This is a genomic window from Streptomyces sp. NPDC048479 (assembly GCF_040651435.1).
GTDB lineage: Bacteria > Actinomycetota > Actinomycetes > Streptomycetales > Streptomycetaceae > Streptomyces.
This window is the reverse complement of sequence record NZ_JBEZKA010000012.1, coordinates 14,828-33,515: the sequence shown is the minus strand read 5'-3', so window position 1 is coordinate 33,515 and position 18,688 is coordinate 14,828. Positions and strand designations below refer to the sequence as shown.

General features: G+C 68.3%; 15 protein-coding genes and 1 riboswitch. Of the genes, 6 read left to right on the top strand and 9 right to left on the bottom strand.

Annotation, left to right across the window (positions count from 1 at the left end; translation table 11 throughout):
• The first annotated feature begins 85 nt into the window (after positions 1-85).
• Positions 86-955 (top strand): Cof-type HAD-IIB family hydrolase, encoded by an 870-nt coding sequence (locus tag AB0D12_RS19790; protein ID WP_362684190.1) that lies wholly within the window; start codon positions 86-88, stop codon positions 953-955.
• Positions 956-979: 24 nt separating this feature from the next.
• On the opposite strand, the gene AB0D12_RS19785 is transcribed toward AB0D12_RS19790, so the two are convergent.
• The 4 genes from AB0D12_RS19785 to AB0D12_RS19770 form a co-directional block, all read right to left on the bottom strand.
• Positions 980-2,029, bottom strand: coding sequence for a M23 family metallopeptidase (locus tag AB0D12_RS19785; protein WP_362684187.1), 1,050 nt, complete (start codon positions 2,027-2,029; stop codon positions 980-982).
• Between the two features lie 196 nt (positions 2,030-2,225).
• Complete coding sequence (cydD, locus tag AB0D12_RS19780; protein WP_362684184.1) at positions 2,226-5,789, bottom strand: thiol reductant ABC exporter subunit CydD; 3,564 nt, start codon at positions 5,787-5,789, stop codon at positions 2,226-2,228.
• Between the two features lie 15 nt (positions 5,790-5,804).
• Positions 5,805-6,806, bottom strand: coding sequence for a cytochrome d ubiquinol oxidase subunit II (cydB, locus tag AB0D12_RS19775; protein WP_362684181.1), 1,002 nt, complete (start codon positions 6,804-6,806; stop codon positions 5,805-5,807).
• Between the two features lie 22 nt (positions 6,807-6,828).
• Positions 6,829-8,337: a cytochrome ubiquinol oxidase subunit I gene (locus tag AB0D12_RS19770; RefSeq protein WP_362684178.1), complete on the bottom strand. Its 1,509-nt coding sequence runs from the start codon at positions 8,335-8,337 to the stop codon at positions 6,829-6,831.
• Between the two features lie 188 nt (positions 8,338-8,525).
• Here AB0D12_RS19770 and AB0D12_RS19765 point away from each other — a divergent pair, with 188 nt between their 5' ends.
• Positions 8,526-8,900, top strand: coding sequence for a cyclophilin-like fold protein (locus tag AB0D12_RS19765; RefSeq protein WP_362684175.1), 375 nt, complete (start codon positions 8,526-8,528; stop codon positions 8,898-8,900).
• Here AB0D12_RS19765 and hisC read toward each other — a convergent pair.
• On the bottom strand, positions 8,897-9,976 hold the full coding sequence (hisC, locus tag AB0D12_RS19760) for a histidinol-phosphate transaminase (RefSeq protein ID WP_362684172.1): 1,080 nt from the start codon (positions 9,974-9,976) through the stop codon (positions 8,897-8,899). The two genes, AB0D12_RS19765 and hisC, sit on opposite strands and share 4 nt — an antisense overlap.
• Before the next feature lie 358 nt (positions 9,977-10,334).
• Here hisC and AB0D12_RS19755 point away from each other — a divergent pair, with 358 nt between their 5' ends.
• The 3 genes from AB0D12_RS19755 (at position 10,335) to AB0D12_RS19745 (ending at position 13,864) form a co-directional block, all read left to right on the top strand.
• Positions 10,335-11,447, top strand: coding sequence for a LacI family DNA-binding transcriptional regulator (locus AB0D12_RS19755; RefSeq protein ID WP_362684169.1), 1,113 nt, complete (start codon positions 10,335-10,337; stop codon positions 11,445-11,447).
• A 175-nt stretch (positions 11,448-11,622) separates the two neighbouring features.
• Entirely contained in the window at positions 11,623-12,891 is a 1,269-nt protein-coding gene (locus tag AB0D12_RS19750; RefSeq protein ID WP_362684166.1) for a metallophosphoesterase, read from the top strand.
• Positions 12,892-13,039: 148 nt separating this feature from the next.
• Positions 13,040-13,864: a hypothetical protein gene (locus AB0D12_RS19745; RefSeq protein ID WP_362684163.1), complete on the top strand. Its 825-nt coding sequence runs from the start codon at positions 13,040-13,042 to the stop codon at positions 13,862-13,864.
• Positions 13,865-13,891: 27 nt separating this feature from the next.
• On the opposite strand, the gene thiC is transcribed toward AB0D12_RS19745, so the two are convergent.
• The gene (thiC, locus tag AB0D12_RS19740; protein ID WP_362684160.1) at positions 13,892-15,658 is read right to left on the bottom strand and encodes a phosphomethylpyrimidine synthase ThiC; all 1,767 of its coding nucleotides are present in this window, start codon (positions 15,656-15,658) and stop codon (positions 13,892-13,894) included.
• A riboswitch (TPP riboswitch) is annotated at positions 15,651-15,795 on the bottom strand. Its footprint overlaps the gene before it by 8 nt.
• Before the next feature lie 71 nt (positions 15,796-15,866).
• Here thiC and AB0D12_RS19735 point away from each other — a divergent pair.
• Positions 15,867-17,210, top strand: coding sequence for a YibE/F family protein (locus AB0D12_RS19735; protein ID WP_362684157.1), 1,344 nt, complete (start codon positions 15,867-15,869; stop codon positions 17,208-17,210).
• 23 nt (positions 17,211-17,233) lie between these two features.
• On the opposite strand, the gene AB0D12_RS19730 is transcribed toward AB0D12_RS19735, so the two are convergent.
• The 3 genes from AB0D12_RS19730 to AB0D12_RS19720 form a co-directional block, all read right to left on the bottom strand.
• Entirely contained in the window at positions 17,234-17,668 is a 435-nt protein-coding gene (locus AB0D12_RS19730) for an SsgA family sporulation/cell division regulator (RefSeq protein ID WP_362684154.1), read from the bottom strand.
• Positions 17,669-18,004: 336 nt separating this feature from the next.
• Positions 18,005-18,217, bottom strand: a complete 213-nt coding sequence (locus tag AB0D12_RS19725; RefSeq protein WP_362684648.1) for a DUF5326 family protein — start codon at positions 18,215-18,217, stop codon at positions 18,005-18,007.
• 127 nt (positions 18,218-18,344) lie between these two features.
• The gene (locus tag AB0D12_RS19720) at positions 18,345-18,662 is read right to left on the bottom strand and encodes a cupin domain-containing protein (protein WP_362684151.1); all 318 of its coding nucleotides are present in this window, start codon (positions 18,660-18,662) and stop codon (positions 18,345-18,347) included.
• Positions 18,663-18,688 lie beyond the last annotated feature (26 nt).

Sequence of the window (18,688 nt, the reverse complement as noted above, 5' to 3'; positions counted from 1 at the left end):
AGTACGTGGCTCCGCAGCGGCCCGAGCACACTCAAATGTGCGACCCGTCGCACGCCCGTGCGCCCGCGTACGGGAGAATGGATCTGTGACCTCAGCTACCGATCCCAGCCCGCTGCCCGCCACCCCCCGGCTGATCGCCACCGATCTGGACGGCACTCTGCTGCGCGACGACAAGTCCGTCTCGGACCGTACGATCGCCGCCCTGGCCGCCGCCGAGGAGGCCGGGATCGAGGTCTTCTTCGTCACAGGCCGCCCGGCCCGCTGGATGGACGTCGTCAGTGACCATGTCCACGGCCATGGGCTCGCGATCTGCGCCAACGGCGCGGCGGTCGTGGATCTGCACGCCGGGGGGAAGCTGCTGGAGGTCCGCGCGCTGGAGCGGGAGACCGCCCTCGATGTCGTGAGGATCCTGCGCGACGCCGCCCCCGGTACCTCTTTCGCGGTCGAGACGACGACCGGCATCCACTACGAGCCGGACTATCCGCCGTTCCATGTCGACCCGGTCGCGACTGTCGCCACCGCGGAGAAGCTGCTTCACGAGGAGCGGCTGGGCGAGGGCGCCCCGGTGATCAAGCTGCTCGCGCACCACCCCGAGCTGACACCCGACGGCTTCCTCACGCTGGCCCGTACAGCCGCCGGTGACCTGGCATCCTTCACCCGCTCCAGCCCGACCGCGCTGCTCGAGGTCAGCGGCCTCGGTGTGAGCAAGGCCAGCACCCTGGCGCTGTGCTGCGCCCGGCGCGGGATCTCCTCCGACGAGGTCGTCGCCTTCGGGGACATGCCCAACGACGTGGAGATGCTGACCTGGGCGGGCACCTCGTACGCGATGGGCAACGCCCATCCGGACGTGCTCGCCGCGGCCTCCGGCCGGACCGTCGCCAACAACGAGGACGGCGTCGCGGTTGTCATCGAGCAGATCCTCGCCCGGCGTGCGGAAAGCAGCGAAGAGCTCTGAAGAACGAGCTCTGAGGAACGAGAACTACTCGACTGGGACCCCGCGTTCGCGGAGCCAGGGCAGCGGATCCACTCCGGAGCCCAGATACGGCGTGAGCCGCACCTCGAAGTGCAGGTGCGGCCCTGTCGAATTGCCCGTGGTGCCGGACTGCCCGATCCACTGCCCGGCGCGTACCTGCGCGCCCTGGTCGACGGTGGTCGTCGCCAGATGCGCGTACTGCGAGTAGTAGCCGCCCGGGTGCTGGACGACGATCTCGATGCCGAATCCACCGCCGCACGAGACAGACACCACCCGGCCCGCGCCGACCGACCGCACCGGGGTGCCGATGTCCACCGCGAAGTCCTGCCCGGTGTGCCGATGGGCCCAGTGCTCACCCGCGCTGTCGAACCCGGCGGACAGTTCGTACTTCTCCACCGGCGTCACCCATGCCGTGCCTGCCGGCGCGCTTCCGCGCTTCCCGAGCCGGGCGACGCCCGCGCACTTGCCCGCCGCCACGCTGCGGTCCGCCTCCCCCTCCAGCTCCCACTGTGCCTCTTCCAGCTTCGAGTTGATGCCCTGCTTGATGGTTGCCAGCTGTGCCTGGCGTACCTCGAGCTCGCGCCGGGCCGTCCGGGCATTCCCCTCGGTCACGGTGAGCCGCCGCTCGGCCTGCCTGGCCCGGCCGAGCAGCTGGTTCACTGCCGTCTCCGCCTGCCAGGCGAGCCGCTGTCCGCGCATCAGCTCCTCGGGGTTGTCGGCGAACAGCAGCTGAGCGGTGACGGCAAGCGGGCCGCCGGTCCGGTACTGGGCGCGGGCGACACCGCCGATGGCGTCGTGGATCGTGGTGAGTTCGTTCCGCTGCAGTGCCAGCTGTCCCTGGAGCCGGGCCGCCGCGGTGCGCTGCGCGTCAGCGGCACGCCTGCCTTGTTCGTACTTCGCGGTGGCTTTCGCCGCGTCCTCGAACAGTCGCGCCACCTCGGCACCGGTACCGATAACGGGCCCGTCGGACGCCATGGCGGCGGGTACCGCCGTACCGAGGAGCGCGCACAGCACCGCCAGGACGAGCAATGGCCGGTCGCGGTGTCTCAAGCACATCCACGGATCGTCGCCCGGCACCGCGGCGATTTCGGGTACCGGTGAGGTGTCGTGACTCCACCTGGCCTACTGGGACGCCTCTCCGTACACCCTCGTACCCCCCTTCGTCCTGTCGCGGCTTCCAGCGGGCCCTTCGGTTCGGGCGCTGTCACGCCCTTGAGAGGAGCAGGTCCTGTCCGGCGACGAGAGCCGGGTACTAAACGGGGTACTCGGCTGTCGAGAGCCGGGTACCGAGCAGGTCCGCGGCCCGCTCGCGCTCCAGCATCCGGCGCAGGGGCCCCTCGGCGGTGGCGAGTTCTGCGTACGAGCCGCGCTGCACGGTCCGGCCTGCCTCCAGGACGACGATCTCGTCGACGGCGTCGAGCCCTTGCAGCCGGTGCGTGATCAGCACTGTCGTCCGGCCTTCCGTCGCCACCAGCAGATCCGCCGTCAGCGCGTCGGCCGTCGCCAGGTCGAGGTGCTCGGCCGGCTCGTCGAGTACGAGTACGGGGAAGTCGGCGAGGAGCGCGCGGGCCAGTGCCAGCCGCTGCCGCTGACCGCCCGACAGCTGCGCCCCGTGCTCGCCGACGAGAGTGTCGAGACCGTCGGGCAGCACGTCGACCCACTCCAGCAGCCTCGCCTTGGCGAGCGCCTGCCGAAGCTCGTCCTCCGTCGCCTCCGTACGCGCGAGCCGGAGGTTCTCCCGTACGGAACTGTCGAAGATGTGGGCGTCCTGCGCGCACAGCCCGACGAACCGCCGGACCGCGTCCCCGTCGAGGGCGGCCGCGTCCACGCCGCCGATCGTGTACGTCCCTTCCCTCACGTCCAGGAAGCGGAGCAGCACCTGCGCGAGGGTGGTCTTTCCCGAACCCGAGGTGCCGACGACGGCGATGCGCCTCCCCGCGGTGAGCGTCAGATCGAATCCCCGGAGCGCGTCCCGCTCCTGTCCGGCGTACCCGGCGCCGAGTCCTCGCACCTGGAGCGGGAACGCCGTCGCCGGCGGAGCCGCCGCCCGGTCCGGCTCGTGTACGGGGACGGGCGCGTCCAGCACCTCGAACACCCGCTCGGCGCTCCGCCTGACCCGCTGCCGGAACTGCACAGCCGCCGGAAGCCCGGTGACCGCCTCGAAAGCGGCGAGGGGAGTGAGCACCACCACCGCCAGGGACACCCCGTCCAGCCGCCCGTCACGCACCGCCTGCACTCCGGCGTAGGCGGCGCACACGACGGTCAGCCCGCAGGCCAGCGCGGAGAGGCCGCCGCCGAGTGCGGTGGCGACCGCGCCCCGGGAGGCGATGCGTGTCAGCTGCCGGTCGGCTTCCCGCGTCCTCTCCACCCGTCCCTTCAGGGCTCCGGCGACGGTCAGTTCGGCGGTGCCGCCGAGCAGTTCGACGACACGGATGGCCAGTACCCCGCGTGCGGGCGCGAGTTGACGTTCGGCCCGCTGTGCGAAAGCGCCGCTGATCAGCGGTACGGCCACACCGGCGAGGAGCAGACCGACGGCGAGCACGGCCCCGGCCTCGGGCAGCAGCCACGCCGTGAAGCCGACTGCCCCCGCGCCGACGACGACGGCCACTCCGGCAGGCAGCAGCCAGCGCAGCCAGTAGTCCTGCAGGGCATCCACATCGGCGACGAGCCGCGACAGCAGATCCCCGCGCCGGGACTGCCGCAGCCCGGCGGGCGCGACCCGCTCCAGCCTGCGATAGACCGCGACCCGCATCTCGGCGAGCATCCGCAGCACGGCGTCGTGCGACACCAGACGCTCGGCGTACCGGAAGACGGCCCGCCCGATGCCGAAGGCGCGGGTCGCCGTCACAGCCACCATCAGATAGAGCACCGGCGGATGCTCGGACGCGCGCGAAATGAGCCAACCGGAAACGGCCATAAGCCCTACGGCGGAACCCAGAGCAAGGCTGCCCAGCAGCAGCGCGAGCCCGAGCCGGCCCCGCAGCTCCCCGGCAGCGCTTCGTACTCGTGCCAGCGGCGACCGTGTGCGCGCCGACTGCGACGGCCCTGCGGTGCCAACGGCCTCGGTGGGCTGCTCTCTGTCCCCTTCTGTGCTCGCTGCCGTCGGAGTGTCCGCCGAACTCGATGGCTGAGTACCTCCGTACGCCGTAACTCCCGACCTCGCGGGCCCTGGAATCAGCGATGCGCGGCGGGAGAGCGTGACCACCCGGTCCGCCACCGCCAGCAGGGCCGGCCGGTGGACGACCAGCAGCACCGTCCGCCCCTCCGCCAGCCGTCGCACCGCGTCGACGATGCCTGCTTCCGTCTCGCCGTCCAGCGCGGCCGTCGGCTCGTCGAGCAGCAGCAGTGGCCGGTCCGCGAGGAACGCCCGGGCCAGCGCGAGACGCTGCCGCTGGCCGGCCGAGAGTCCGGTGCCGTCCTCGCCGAGCAGGCTGTCCACACCCTGGGGGAGCCCGGCCACAAAGTCGTACGCACCAGCGTTCCGCAGCGCTTCCCGCACCGCGGCGTCATCGGCGTCCGGTCGCGCCAGCCGTACGTTCTCCGCGATCGTCCCCGCGAAGAGATACGGCCGCTGCGGCACCCAAGCGATCTGCTCGCGCCACCGGTCCAGGTCGAGCGTCGCCAGATCGGTACCGCCGACGCGCACCCGCCCCTCGGCCGGCTCCACGAAGCCGAGCAGCACATCCAGCAGCGTCGACTTCCCGACGCCGCTCGGTCCGACCAGCGCGACCGTGTCGCCGGGCTCCACCACCAGTGAGGCCGCATCCAACGACGCCTCGCCACGCCCCGCGTGACGGACGGTCACTCCGTCGAGCTCCAACCGGAGTGTGCCCGGCACCTCCCTTGTACCGCCCGCCCGCGGCTCGGTCTCCAGGACCTGGAAAATCTCCTCCGCGGCCGAAAGCCCCTCCGCCGCCGCGTGGTACTGCGCGCCCACCTGCCGGATCGGCAGATACGCCTCGGGCGCGAGGATCAGAATCACCAGGCCCGTGTAAAGATCCAAGTCCCCGTGCACCAGCCGCATACCGATACCGACGGCCACCAGCGCCACCGAGAGCGTCGACAGCAGCTCCAGCGCGAACGACGAGAGAAACGCGATCCGCAGCGTCCGCAGCGTCGCCTTCCGGTACTCCGAGGTGATCGATCGGATCGACTCGGCCTGGGCCTTCGCCCGCCCGAAGACCTTCAGGGTCGGCAGACCGGCGACCACGTCCAGGAAGTGCCCCGACAGCCGGGACAGCAGCCGCCACTGGCGGTCCATCCGGGCTTGGGTGGCCCAGCCGATGAGAACCATGAACAGCGGAATCAGCGGCAGGGTCAGCACAATGACCGCCGCCGAGACCCAGTCCTCGGTCACGATCCGCGCCAGCACCGCCGCGGGCACCACGACAGCGAGCCCCAACTGCGGCAGATAGCGCGAGAAGTAGTCGTCCAGAGCGTCGACACCGCGCGTGGCGAGCGCGACCAGCGAACCGGTCCGCTGTCCACTCAGCCACTCGGGCCCCAGGTGAGCGGCCCGCTCCAGCAGCCGCCCCCGCAGCTCCGACTTGACCGCCGCACTCGCCCGGTGCGCGGCCAGTTCGGTCAGCCAGGAGATGACAGCCCGTCCGACCGCGACCGCCGCCAGGAGTGCCAGCGGCGTCCCCAGAGCAGAGGTGGAGAGCCCCCGCTCAAACGCGCCCACCACCACGTCGGCGATGAGCATCGCCTGGGCGACGACCAGCGCCGCCCCGGCAAGGCCGAGGAGCACCACCGCGGTCAAGAAGAGGCGGGTGGCCCGGGCGTACCGGAGCAGACGCGGGTCGATCGGTTTCACGTGAAACATCCCCCACTAATGAACATCGGCGATGTGCTGCGTGCCGATCCGCTTGCGGAATACCCAGTACGTCCAGCCCTGGTAGAGCATCACCAGCGGCGCAGCGATGCCCGCGCACCAGGTCATGATCTTCAGCGTGTACGGACTCGACGAGGCGTTGGTGACCGTAAGGTTCCACTCCTCATTGAGCGAGGACGGCATGACGTTCGGGAAGAGCGTCAGGAACAGCATCGCGACCGCGGCAGCGATCGTCACGCCCGACAGCGCGAACGACCAGCCTTCGCGTCCCACCTTGATGGCCCCGACCGCTCCGACCAGCGCCACCACCGCGACGATCATCGCGATCAGGCTCTTGCCGTCACCGCGCGAGACCTGGGTCCAGATCAGGAAGCCGAGCGCCAGCACGGCGGTGAGCAGCCCCAGCTTCAGCGCCAGCCCCCGGGCCCGGACCCTGATGTCCCCCACCGTCTTCAGCGCCGCGAACACCGCACCATGGAAGGTGAACAGCGTCAGCGTCACCAGCCCGCCCAGGATCGCGTACGGGTTGAGCAGATCGAAGAGGTTGCCGACGTACTCCTTCTGCCCATCGATCTTCACGCCGCGCACGATGTTGCCGAACGCGACGCCCCACAGCAGGGCCGGCAGCAGTGAGGTCCAGAAGATCGCGTGCTCCCAGTTGGTCTGCCACCTCTCCTCGTCCCGCTTGTGCCGGTACTCGAAGGCGACTCCGCGCACGATCAGGCAGAACAGGATCAGCAGCAGCGGCAGATAGAAGCCGGAGAAGAGGGTGGCGTACCACTCGGGGAAGGCGGCGAAAGTCGCACCGCCTGCCGTCACCAGCCAGACCTCGTTGCCGTCCCAGACGGGTCCGATGGTGTTGATCAGGACCCGCCGCTCGGTCCGGTCCCGGGCCAGCAGCTTGGTCAGGACGCCGACCCCGAAGTCGAAGCCATCGAGGAAGAAGTAGCCGATCCAGAGGAAGGCGATGAGTACAAACCAGACGTCGTGAAGTTCCATGCCTCAGCAGCTCCTCAGGGCCTCAGTACGAGAAGGCCATCGGGCGGTCGGCGTCACGGTCGTCGCCGCCGATCTTGGTGGGCGGGTTGAGGTCGGCCTCGGTGAGCTCGGGCGGTCCGGCCTTGACGTACTTCAGAAGCAGCTTGACCTCGATGACGGCGAGCACCGCGTAGAGCAGGGTGAAGACAATCATCGAGGTGAGCACCTCACCCTGCGAGGCACTGGGGGAGACGGCGTCGCGGGTACGGAGCACGCCGTACACGACCCACGGCTGACGCCCCATCTCGGTGAAGATCCAGCCCCAGGAGTTGGCGATCAACGGGAAGAGCATCGTCCAGAGCGCGACGATCCAGTACCACTTGGTCAGCCTGGGATTCAGCGCCTTGTTCTTGAAGAGCACCAGCTGCGGCACTTCGTCCGCGCCCGTCCGCAGGCCCGGCGGCAGCATGAACTTCTTGCGGGTGAGCCAGAGCCCGAGCAGGCCGATGGCGAAGGACGTCATCCCGAAGCCGATCATCCAGCGGAAGCCCCAGTAGGCGACGGGGATATTGGGCCGGTAGTCGCCGGGGCCGAACTTCTCCTGCTCGGACTTGTTGACGTCGTTGATGCCGGGGACGTACGAGGAGAAGTCGTCGTTGGCCAGGAAGGACAGCAGTCCCGGGATCTCGATCGCGACCGTGTTGTGGCCTTTTTCGACGTCGCCGTACGCGAACACCGAGAAGGGCGCGGGCGCCTCGCCGTCCCACAGCGCCTCGGCTGCGGCCATCTTCATCGGCTGCTGCTTGAACATGACCTTGCCGAGCAGGTCACCGCTGACAGCGGTGAGCAGTCCGGCGATCACGACGGTGACGAGCCCGAGCCGCAGCGAGGTGCGCATCACAGGAATGTGCTTCTTGCGCGCCAGGTGGAAGGCAGCGATGCCGACCATGAAGGCGCCGCCGACGAGGAAGGCGGCCGTGATGGTGTGGAAGAACTGGGTGAGCGCGGTGTTCTGCGTGAGTACATGCCAGAAGTCGGTGAGCTCTGCCCGGCCCCGCTCCTTGTTGATCCGGTAGCCGACCGGGTGCTGCATCCAGGAGTTGGCAGCCAGGATGAAGTACGCCGAGAGGACGGTGCCGATCGAGACCATCCAGATGCAGGCCAGATGGATCTTCTTCGGCAGCTTGTCCCAGCCGAAGATCCACAGCCCGATGAAGGTGGACTCGAAGAAGAACGCGAACAGCGCCTCGAAGGCGAGCGGGGCACCGAAGACGTCACCGACGAAGCGCGAGTAGTCGGACCAGTTCATGCCGAACTGGAACTCCTGGACGAGGCCGGTGACCACACCCATGGCGATGTTGATCAGGAAGAGCTTGCCCCAGAACTTGGTGGCCCTGAGGTACTTCTCCTTCTCGGTGCGCACCCAGGCGGTCTGCAGGCCGGCGGTGAGCGCGGCGAGCGAGATCGTCAGAGGGACGAAGAGGAAGTGGTAGACGGTGGTGATGCCGAACTGCCATCGCGCCAAGGTCTCCGGCGCCAGAGCTACGTCCACGTCGTCTTCTCCTTACATCGCCATGGTGACTGCGGCAGTCTGCCCCTTTAATCCCGCTAATGACGGGAGAAACGAGGCACGCTTGTGAACGCGTTCACATTCACAAGCATTATGGCTCATGCGACATTCACGCCTTCGACCGGGGGTACCTCTTCCCAAGTCCTTCAACGTCTTGTTGAATCCGGCGAATGCAGATACGGATCTCCTGGCCCGCCGGCCACCTGACCGCGACCCTCGAAGAAACCCCCACGAGCGAGGCGCTCATGGGGGCTCTGCCACTCGCCTCCACCGCCCACACCTGGGGCGAAGAGGTCTACTTCGACACGACCATCTCCCCCGCCCTGGAGGCAGCCGCCCGGCAGGTGGTGGAACCGGGCACGGTCGCTTTCTGGACCGAGGGCGACGCACTCGCGCTGCCCTACGGCCCCACACCGATCTCGCGCGGCGACGAATGCCGGCTCGCAGGCCCGTGCAATGTCCTCGGCCGGATCGACGGCGATCCCCGCCTGCTGGCGACGGTCCGCGCCGGCGACCCGATCCGCGTGGAGAGGGTCGAGACCTAGAACTCCTTGCGGAATGCCTCGGTGACGTGCAGGAAGAGGTCGTTGGCCTCGGTCTCACCAATGGTGACCCGCACGCCCTCACCCGCGAAGGGCCTGACCACGACACCGGCCTTCTCGCACGCCGCCGCGAAGTCGAGCGTACGGTCGCCGAGCCGCAGCCAGACGAAGTTCGCCTGGGTCTCCGGCACCGTCCAGCCCTGCTTGACCAGGCTCTCGTGCACCCGTACGCGCTCGGAGACCAGCGAGCCGACCCGGCCGAGCAGTTCGTCCTCGGCGCGCAGCGAGGCTACCGCTGCGTCCTGCGCGAGCTGCGAGACACCGAAGGGGACCGCGGTCTTGCGCAGCGCTGCGGCCACCGGCTCATGGGCGATCGCAAAGCCGACCCGCAGCCCGGCAAGTCCGTACGCCTTGGAGAACGTACGCAGCACCGCCACATTGGGGCGGTCGCGGTAGATCTCGATGCCGTTCGGGACGTCGACATCACGGACGAACTCGATGTACGCCTCATCCAGCACCACCAGGACGTCGGATGGCACCCGGTCGAGGAAGCGCTCCAGTTCGGCCCGGCGCACCACCGTGCCGGTCGGGTTGTTGGGGTTGCAGACGAAGATCAGCCGGGTCCGGTCGGTGATCGCACCGGCCATCGCGTCCAGATCATGCACATCACCCGCGGTCAGCGGCACCTGCACCGGCTTGGCCCCGCTGATCTGCGTGATGATCGGGTACGCCTCGAAGGACCGCCAGGCAAAGATAACCTCGTCGCCGGGGCCCGAGGTGCACTGCAGCAACGACTGGGCGACGCCGACCGAGCCGGTGCCGGTGGCCAGATGCGTCACGGGCACCCCGAAACGGTCCGCGAGCTCGTTCATCAGCCCGGTGCAGGCCATGTCCGGATAACGGTTGAAGCTGTGGGCAGCGGCGATCGCGCTCTCCACCACACCGGTCAGCGGCGGATACGGGTTCTCATTGGACGACAGCTTGTACGCGACCGGGCCGCCCGAAGCAGCCGGCTTGCCGGGCTTGTACGTGGGGATGCCGTCCAGCTCGGCGCGCAGCTTGGGGCTCGTCTCGCTCACCGCGGGTCCTCCTCGACCATCTGTACACAGCAGTACTCCAATACTGCTCACCTTATGAGGATTCACGTCCGCTGCGAATGGGGGCCCCGGGAAAAAGGAGGGGCGCTCCTCCATATCGCGCGCGCCGGTAGCTCACTCCGTGGCGCGCATCCCCCGTAGTGGTGAGTTGAGACCTCTTCGAAACATCAACCATTCGACAGGCCCATGCGGCTGGACGCGCGAGACGCCGTGGGCGCGCCACCCAACTGCCTTGATTTCCAAGGTGATTGATGATGAACGGCCATGCAGAAACGTGCCTGTCAACGAGTGAATATGCGACCGGCTCAACCGCCCGCGCGAGCCCTACTATCGGCTCGCCATGACAGCAGCAGGGAAGCACCAGGTGAGCCGGACGGAGACATCACGCCGGGGCAGCCGGCAGAGTCGGGCGGGCATCCGAGATGTGGCCGCCGCCGCCGGTGTCTCCATCACGACAGTCTCCGACGCACTCAACGGCAAGGGCCGGCTCCCGGACGCCACCCGCCGACATGTCCGCGAGGTCGCCGACCGGCTGGGCTATCGCCCGTCCGCCGCGGCCCGCACGCTCCGTACCGGAAAGTCGGGCCTTATCGGCCTGACGGTGACGACGTACGGGGATGAACCTTTCACCTTCACCGAGTTCGCGTACTTCGCCGAAATGGCGAGAGCCGCGACCTCCGCCGCGCTCGCCCGCGGCTACGCCCTCGTCATCCTGCCCGCCACCTCACGCCATGACGTCTGGTCGAACGTCGCCCTCGACGGCACCGTCGTCATCGATCCGTCCGACCACGACCCGGTCGTCACCGAACTTGTCCGCCAGGGCCTTCCCGTCGTCTCCGACGGCCGTCCGGCCGGCACGCTCCCGGTCACCGCCTGGGTCGACAACGACCACGAAGCCGCCGTACTCGATCTGCTCGACCATCTCGCCGCCGCCGGCGCCCGCCGTATCGGCCTGCTCACCGGCACCACCACCGACACCTACACACGACTGTCCACCACCGCGTATCTCAGCTGGTGCGAGCGCGTCCGCCAGGACCCGGTCTACGAGTCCTATCCGGCCCACGACCCGTGCGCCGGAGCCGTCGCGGCCGACCGGCTGCTCGCCCGCCCCGACCGGCCCGACGCCGTCTACGGGCTCTTCGACCCCAACGGCACCGATCTCCTCGCCGCCGCCCGGCGGTACGGCCTGCGCGTCCCCGACGATCTGCTGCTCGTCTGCTGCAGCGAGTCGACCGTGTACGCCACCACCGAACCGCCCATCACCACGCTCTCGCTCAAACCGCGCCGGATCGGCACGGCGGTCGTCCAGCTCCTCATCGACGCCATCGAAGGAGTCGACGAGGACCGGCCGGTCGGGCAGGTAATACCGACCGAACTGATCGTACGGACGTCATCACAGCGCCGCCCTCAGCGAACGACTGTGAGCGCCCCGCGATCCCCTTCTCCGGACTAGACCTTCCTAATCGGTACGAAACAGTCGGCGCACCAGGGGTGCGAAACGGATTCACCACCCCTGGTGCGTCACACAGCGCGGAGCTCATTCCTATGATGGGCGCACGACACCGCGGACCACCCCGACCAGGCTGGGCCGAGAGGTGAACGGCGGCGCGACGGTGGTGGAGGGGTCGATGACTCAGGGGGCCGGTCAAGGACCCGTGGTGCGGACGGCGACGTTGCGCGATTTCCGTGTACCGCCGTATGCGCAGGTTCCCGTGCAGTCACAGGAACCACAGACCGCTGCACCGCAGCAGCAGGAAGCGCCATCCGCGGCGCCGCAGCAGCATGCACCGCAGTCCTCGGCGCCGCAGCAGCAGGAACCACAGTCCGAGGCGCCAGAGCAGCACGCACCGCAGCCGCAGGAGCCGCAGGCACAGGCACAGCAATCACAGCCACAGCCACAGCGGTCTCAAGTGCAGCAGTCCACGGAGTCCGGCCATCCCGGCAACGCCGTCCCGGAGAGCGAGACCCCGGAGGGCTACACCCCCACCGCGCGTGACCTCCCGGTGATCAGCCGCAGCGGCCCCGGCGACACCGTCCAGGTGCAGATCAACCCGTCCGAGACGCCCGCGGCCGACGGGCTCGGCCCGCTCTACGTCGTCGGCGACGTCCACGGGTATCTCGACGAACTCCACGCGGCCCTCACCGAACAGGGCCTCATCGACGCGGACGGCCAGTGGGCCGCGGGCAACGCCCGGCTCTGGTTCCTCGGCGACTTCACCGACCGGGGCCCCGACGGCATCGGCGTCATCGACCTCGTCATGCGGCTCTCCGCCGAGGCCGCGGCCGCCGGCGGCTACTGCAAGGCCCTGATGGGCAACCACGAACTGCTGCTGCTCGGCGCCAAGCGGTTCGGCGACACCCCCGTCAACTCCGGGGCCGGAACCGCCACTTTCCAGGCCGCCTGGCTGCTCAATGGCGGCCAGAAGTCCGATATGGACCGTCTGCAGGACGTCCATCTGCAGTGGATGGCGCGCCTCGACGCCATCGAGCTGGAGGACGAGCATCTGCTGATGCACTCCGACACCACGGCCTATCTCGAGTACGGCGACTCGATCGAAGCGGTCAACGACACCGTCCGCGAGACCCTGACCCGCAATGACGCCGACGAGTGCTGGGACCTGTTCCGCAAGTTCACCAGGCGCTTCGCCTTCCGCGACGACGGTGGCCCGCAGGCCGTACGCGAACTGCTCTCCGCCTACGGCGGCCGACGCGTTGTGCACGGCCACAGCCCCATTCCGTATCTGCTCGGCGAGGTGGGCACCGAGGACGGTGAGGACGGCGCGCGTCCGGTTGTCGAAGGCCCGCATGTGTACGCCGACGGGCTCGCGATCGCCATGGACGGCGGCGTGACCATGGCCGGAAAGCTGCTTGTGGTCGAACTCCCGCTGCCTGACTGAGCCAACCCTCGACAGGGGATTTACGGAAACCCCCTGTCACCCCGTGCCGTAACCGCTCTACCATCGGCTTATCCGTAGCAGGCTCTCCTCCGTTTCTGCCCAACCGCCCGGTCGATGCGGGCAATCCGGCCCTACGGAGCATCGGGGGATGCACATGAACAGCGCTCCGCACCTGCTGACCGAGGATCGTGCCGAGTACGAGCGAATCCTCGATGACGCGCTGCGCAACGCCCATGACCGTCCGGATCTCGCTGCCGTGGGGCAGCGCCTGAACGCCGAGCAACTCCGCACCATGGCCCTGAACGCGACAGCACTCATCACCACAGCGGCCGCAGCCGAGTACGAGCACTATGTGAAGGTCCGCGAGGACCTGCGCGCGCCCACGGCCGCCGCGTCCGTGCACAATTCCGTGCTGGCCCCGGCCGCGGGCGAGGCAGACGAGAGCGGCGCCGGATTCGCCGCCGTCATCGCCGTACTGGCGCCGGTGCTCGCGGGAACGGCTGCGGCGATCTTTCTGCTGGTCGGCTACATCCTGAAGATGCTCAGCCCCACGCCGTCCTTCGCGGACAGCCTGCTCACCGCCGGGTGGTTCTTCGGCGCGGTCACGGCGGCCGGAATCCTGGTCGCCGCGGTCGCACTGCTGCTCACCGCTCTGCGCAACGGCGCGACCCAGGTCCCGGCCGAAGAGTCGGCGGGCGAGCCGGACGAGGTGGCCCGCGCCAGGGAGGCCTGGCGTCATGCGGTGCTGGAACGCGGCCTGCTGCCGTTTCTGCGGGCAGCGCTGGCCGATCCCAGCGCCGACCCGTCGTCCGCGGACCCGCCGAGCCATGTGAGCCGTATCCCGAAAGTCGGCTACAGCGGCCCGGACTACTCCAGCCCGAGCGAGGGCTCGACGACGGGCCAGAGACCCACCTTCACCAGTCCGGACTTCACCAGTCCGGACTTCGGCGGCCCCGAGCACCAGCCGGAGTGACCCCGGCCGGCGCCCGTGGCCGGGAGTTCACTCCGCGATCGGCAGATAGACCCGGTTGCCGGCCGCGGCGAACTCCTTGGACTTCTCGTCCATGCCCGCCTCGATCTCCTCCTGCAAGGCACCGTGCTGCCGCCGGATGTCCTGGGAGATCTTCATCGAGCAGAACTTCGGACCACACATCGAGCAGAAGTGTGCGGTCTTCGCCGGCTCGGCCGGCAGCGTCTCGTCGTGGAACTCCCGTGCCGTGTCCGGGTCGAGGGCCAGATTGAACTGGTCCTCCCACCGGAACTCGAAGCGCGCGTCGGAGAGCGCGTCGTCCCACTCCTGCGCTCCCGGGTGGCCCTTCGCGAGGTCCGCCGCATGCGCCGCGATCTTGTAGGTGATGACACCGGTCTTCACATCGTCGCGGTCCGGCAGGCCCAAGTGCTCCTTGGGCGTGACGTAGCAGAGCATCGCCGTTCCCCACCAGGCGATCATCGCGGCGCCGATACCGGAGGTGATGTGGTCGTACGCGGGCGCCACGTCCGTCGTCAGCGGGCCGAGCGTGTAGAAGGGGGCCTCCTCGCAGATCTCCTGCTGAAGGTCGATGTTCTCCTTGATCTTGTGCATCGGGACATGGCCCGGGCCCTCGATCATCGTCTGCACGTTGTGACGCTTGGCGATGGTGTTGAGCTCGCCGAGCGTACGCAGCTCCGCGAACTGCGCCTCGTCATTGGCGTCCGCGATCGAGCCGGGGCGCAGTCCGTCGCCGAGGGAGTACGTCACGTCGTAGGAGGCGAGGATCTCGCAGAGCTCCTCGAAGTTCTCGTACAGGAACGATTCCTTGTGGTGCGCCAGACACCAGGCCGCCATGATCGAGCCACCGCGGGAAACGATGCCCGTCTTGCGGCGGGCGGTGAGCGGCACGTACCGCAGCAGCACGCCCGCGTGGACGGTCATGTAGTCGACGCCCTGCTCGGCCTGCTCGATGACCGTGTCCTTGTAGACCTCCCAGGTCAGCTCCTCGGCCTTGCCGTCGACCTTCTCGAGCGCCTGGTAGAGGGGCACGGTGCCGATCGGGACCGGGGAGTTGCGCAGCACCCACTCGCGGGTGGTGTGGATGTTGCGGCCGGTGGAGAGGTCCATGACCGTGTCCGCGCCCCACTTGGTGGCCCAGGTCATCTTGTCCACCTCCTCCTCGATGGAGGAGGTGACCGCGGAGTTGCCGATGTTGGCGTTGACCTTCACCAGGAATCGCTTGCCGATGATCATCGGCTCGATCTCGGGGTGGTTGACGTTGACGGGCAGGACGGCCCGGCCCGCCGCGATCTCTTCACGGACGACCTCGGCGGAGACGTTCTCACGGATCGCGACGTACTCCATCTCCGGGGTGATCTCACCGCGGCGGGCGTACGCGAGCTGTGTCACCGCCTGGCCGTCGCGGCCCCGGCGGGGCTGGCGCGGGCGGCCGGGGAAGACGGCGTCGAGGTTGCGCAGTCCCCCGCGCGGCGAGGTGTGCTTGATCCCGTCGTCCTCGGGACGGACCGGGCGGCCGGCATACTCCTCGGTGTCGCCGCGGCCGATGATCCAGTTCTCCCGCAGCGGCGGCAGGCCGCGGCGGACGTCGGTCTCGACGGTGGGATCGGTGTACGGGCCGGACGTGTCGTACAGCGTCACGTCCTTGCCATTGGTGAGGTGCACTTGCCGGACCGGCACCCGGAGGTCGGGGCGCGAACCCTCGACGTACCCCTTGTGCCAGCCGGGCTTGCGCTCCGCCTGGTCGGCGGCAGGCGTGCGTGCATCCTGAACGGTCATGAGACCTACTCCCTACGCCGGCATTACCCGGTAACAGGTTCGGCGGTCGACGCAGCGGCTTCCGTACGATTCGTCACGACTCGTACGAAGGTCAGCGCCCTCTCAGCCCGGTGCTCCGAGCTCCCGCGTGTGCAAAGGTGCCACCACGCTAGCGTCATTTCTGGCGTGCTGAACAGTGGGCCTCTCCCGTTCTTGCGATGATCGGCCGGTGACCTCCTCGCAGCAGACACCCGAAGCACACGGCCATGCGCACAGCCACGGGCCGGCCGCGCCCGTCTCCAAGCACCTTCGCAAGGTCATCGCCGCGGTGCTGATTCCCTTCTCCACGGCGGTTTTGGTCGGGCTGTTCGTACTCTGGCCGGGCGGCGCTCCCGACCATCAGCGCAGCGGTGTCGGCTTCGACCGGCAGACCGAGCAGGGCAAGGTGGTGACGGTCGCGAAGGTCAACTGCAAGGACGTGAATGCGGCGCAGGTGCCGCCGACCGGTGACACCTCGACGCCCGAGGGGCGCGAGGCGGTCAATTCCCAGCGGGGCAGCTGCGCGAAGGCGACGATCGAGGTCACCAGCGGTAAGGACAAGGGCCGTACCTTCACCGAGATCGTCCAGCCGGACGCTCCACGGCAGTTGAGCAAGGGCCAGGGGGTGGTGGTGGCGTACGCACCCGATGCGCCCCGCGATCTTCAGTACTCCGTGACCGATGTGGACCGTAAGTTCCCGATGGTGCTGCTGGCCGGGATCTTCGCGCTCGTGGTGGTGCTGGTGGGACGGATGCGCGGTGTGATGGCGCTGATCGCGCTCGCCGCCTCGTTTGCCGTACTGACCCTGTTCATCCTGCCGGCGATCCTGCAGGGCTCAAATCCCCTGATCGTCGCGGTGATCGGGGCGAGCGCCATCATGCTGATCGCTCTCTATCTGTGCCACGGACTCACCGCACGTACGTCGGTCGCGGTCCTCGGCACGCTGATCTCGCTGCTGCTGATCGGACTGCTCGGTTCGCTCTTCATCGGCTGGGCGAGACTGACCGGCAACACCGACGACAGCACCGGCCTGATCCATGGCCTGTTTCCGAACATCGACTTGAGCGGTCTGCTGCTGGCCAGCGTCATCATCGGTTCGCTCGGTGTGCTCGACGATGTGACAGTGACCCAGACCTCGGCGGTCTGGGAGCTGCACCAGGCGGATCCGGGCTTGGGGCCGCGCGGGCTCTACCGGGCAGCCATCCGGATCGGCCGGGACCATATCGCGTCGGTCGTGAACACGCTCGTACTCGCTTACGCGGGCGCGGCGTTGCCGCTGCTGCTGCTCTTCTCGATCGCGCAGAGCAGTGTGGGCACGGTGGCCAGCAGTGAGTTGGTGGCAGTGGAGATCGTTCGGACCCTGGTGGGGTCGATCGGTCTGGTTGCTTCGGTTCCGGTGACCACCGCGCTCGCCGCGATGGTGGTGTCCGCGGACCGGCCGAGTACGGCGGGAGCGTCAGGCGCGGTGAGCGGTCCGCCGGGATCACCGGTGCCGCCGGTGCGCAGCGGGAAGGGCCGCCGCCGCAAGAAGTAGCTCATCGGCACTCCGGCCACCGCTCAACCGGCGTTCTCCTCGGCGAGGATGCGCCCGAGCGCCTCTTCCAGACTGCCCTCGAATTCGCCCAGTGTGCGCTCCTGCCCCAGCGGCACCAGCTTGTCGGTGCGGTCGAGGAAGCCCACCAGTGGCGCCGCGCTCGACCGGAACAGCGCCCGGTCGCGGCCGACCTGGAGCCTGATGCCGACGTCGGACAGCCCTGCGGGACCGGTCGGCGCAATGTGCACATCGCCGTCCCCACTCGGCCCGTTGATGCCGTCGAGCAGCAACTCACGGCCGAATGCCCAGGTCACGGGGGCGTCTCCGGGTAGATGGAAGGTCATCCGTACCGCGTAGGGGTCCTCCGTCTCGTATCGGAGCTCCACCTGGATCCGGAAGGAGAGCTCCTCTGAGACAAGGAAACTCATGAGGACCTCGGCATGGACCGACTCACGCATCGTGTACCCCGCAGTGGCTGAAGCAGAGATGAAACCTGCTGAAAACGGCCAGGATTGGCACCCCATGGCCCTCTTGACGCAATGGTGCTGGAAGCGCTGGAAGATCACAAGGAGTGATTTTTCAGATACTGATAGAGAAGGTTAGCGAACTTAGCAGCCCAGCCATACCGCTACGTAGCTGTTCGATCTCAGGCAGTAATCGTTCTTCCAGGCGAAGGGAGGGAAATGGCCATCACGGCGACAGGATCCGGCCATGACCGCGATTGCGGTCCCGATGTTCGGCGGATCCGCTCGTCGCGCCGGCTCAGCAGACGCTGACCAAGGGCACCGGTCGCTCTACCAGTCGCTGTTCGAACTCGAGGACGCCATGAACTTCCGTACGACAAAGATGAGTCCGCCGACGAGAGCGACGAAGACCAGAGCCTTGAAGAGCAGCCCGATCACAAAGCCGACGACGCTGGCAATCAGCCCACCGAACACAACAAGGGTGATAACGGGCACCGCAACCCACTTCACCCACCACGGCATCCCCGCGAACATCTCTCGCACAGCCATCGTCCTTACCTCGTTTCTCTGAGTTCCTGGCTTCGATGCTAGGCGGGAGAGGGCGGCAGCGGGGGCTCGCCGGCCCTTGAACTCCCCTGACCGAACCCCTAGGGACAGGACAGGGTCACGCTCAGCTCTCAGGCGGAGAGAAGACCACCATGACCCGCAGATCCTCGGTGACGTGGTGGAACTTGTGCGCCACTCCGGCCGGGACATAGACCACGCTGCCCCGTCCGACTTGCGTCGTTTCCATCCCGACGGTGATGGCGGCCCGGCCACTGACGACGAAGTACACCTCGTCCTGGCGGTGGGGCAGCTGCGGGTCGAGCTCGCCTGCGTCCAGTGCGTACAGGCCGACCGACATGTTCCGTTCGCGCAGGAACTGCAGATACGCACCGTCATTGGCGGCGCGCTCCGCCTCCAGCTCGTCCAGTCGGAATGCCTTCATCGTCCGCCCGCCCCTGCCTTGGTCCG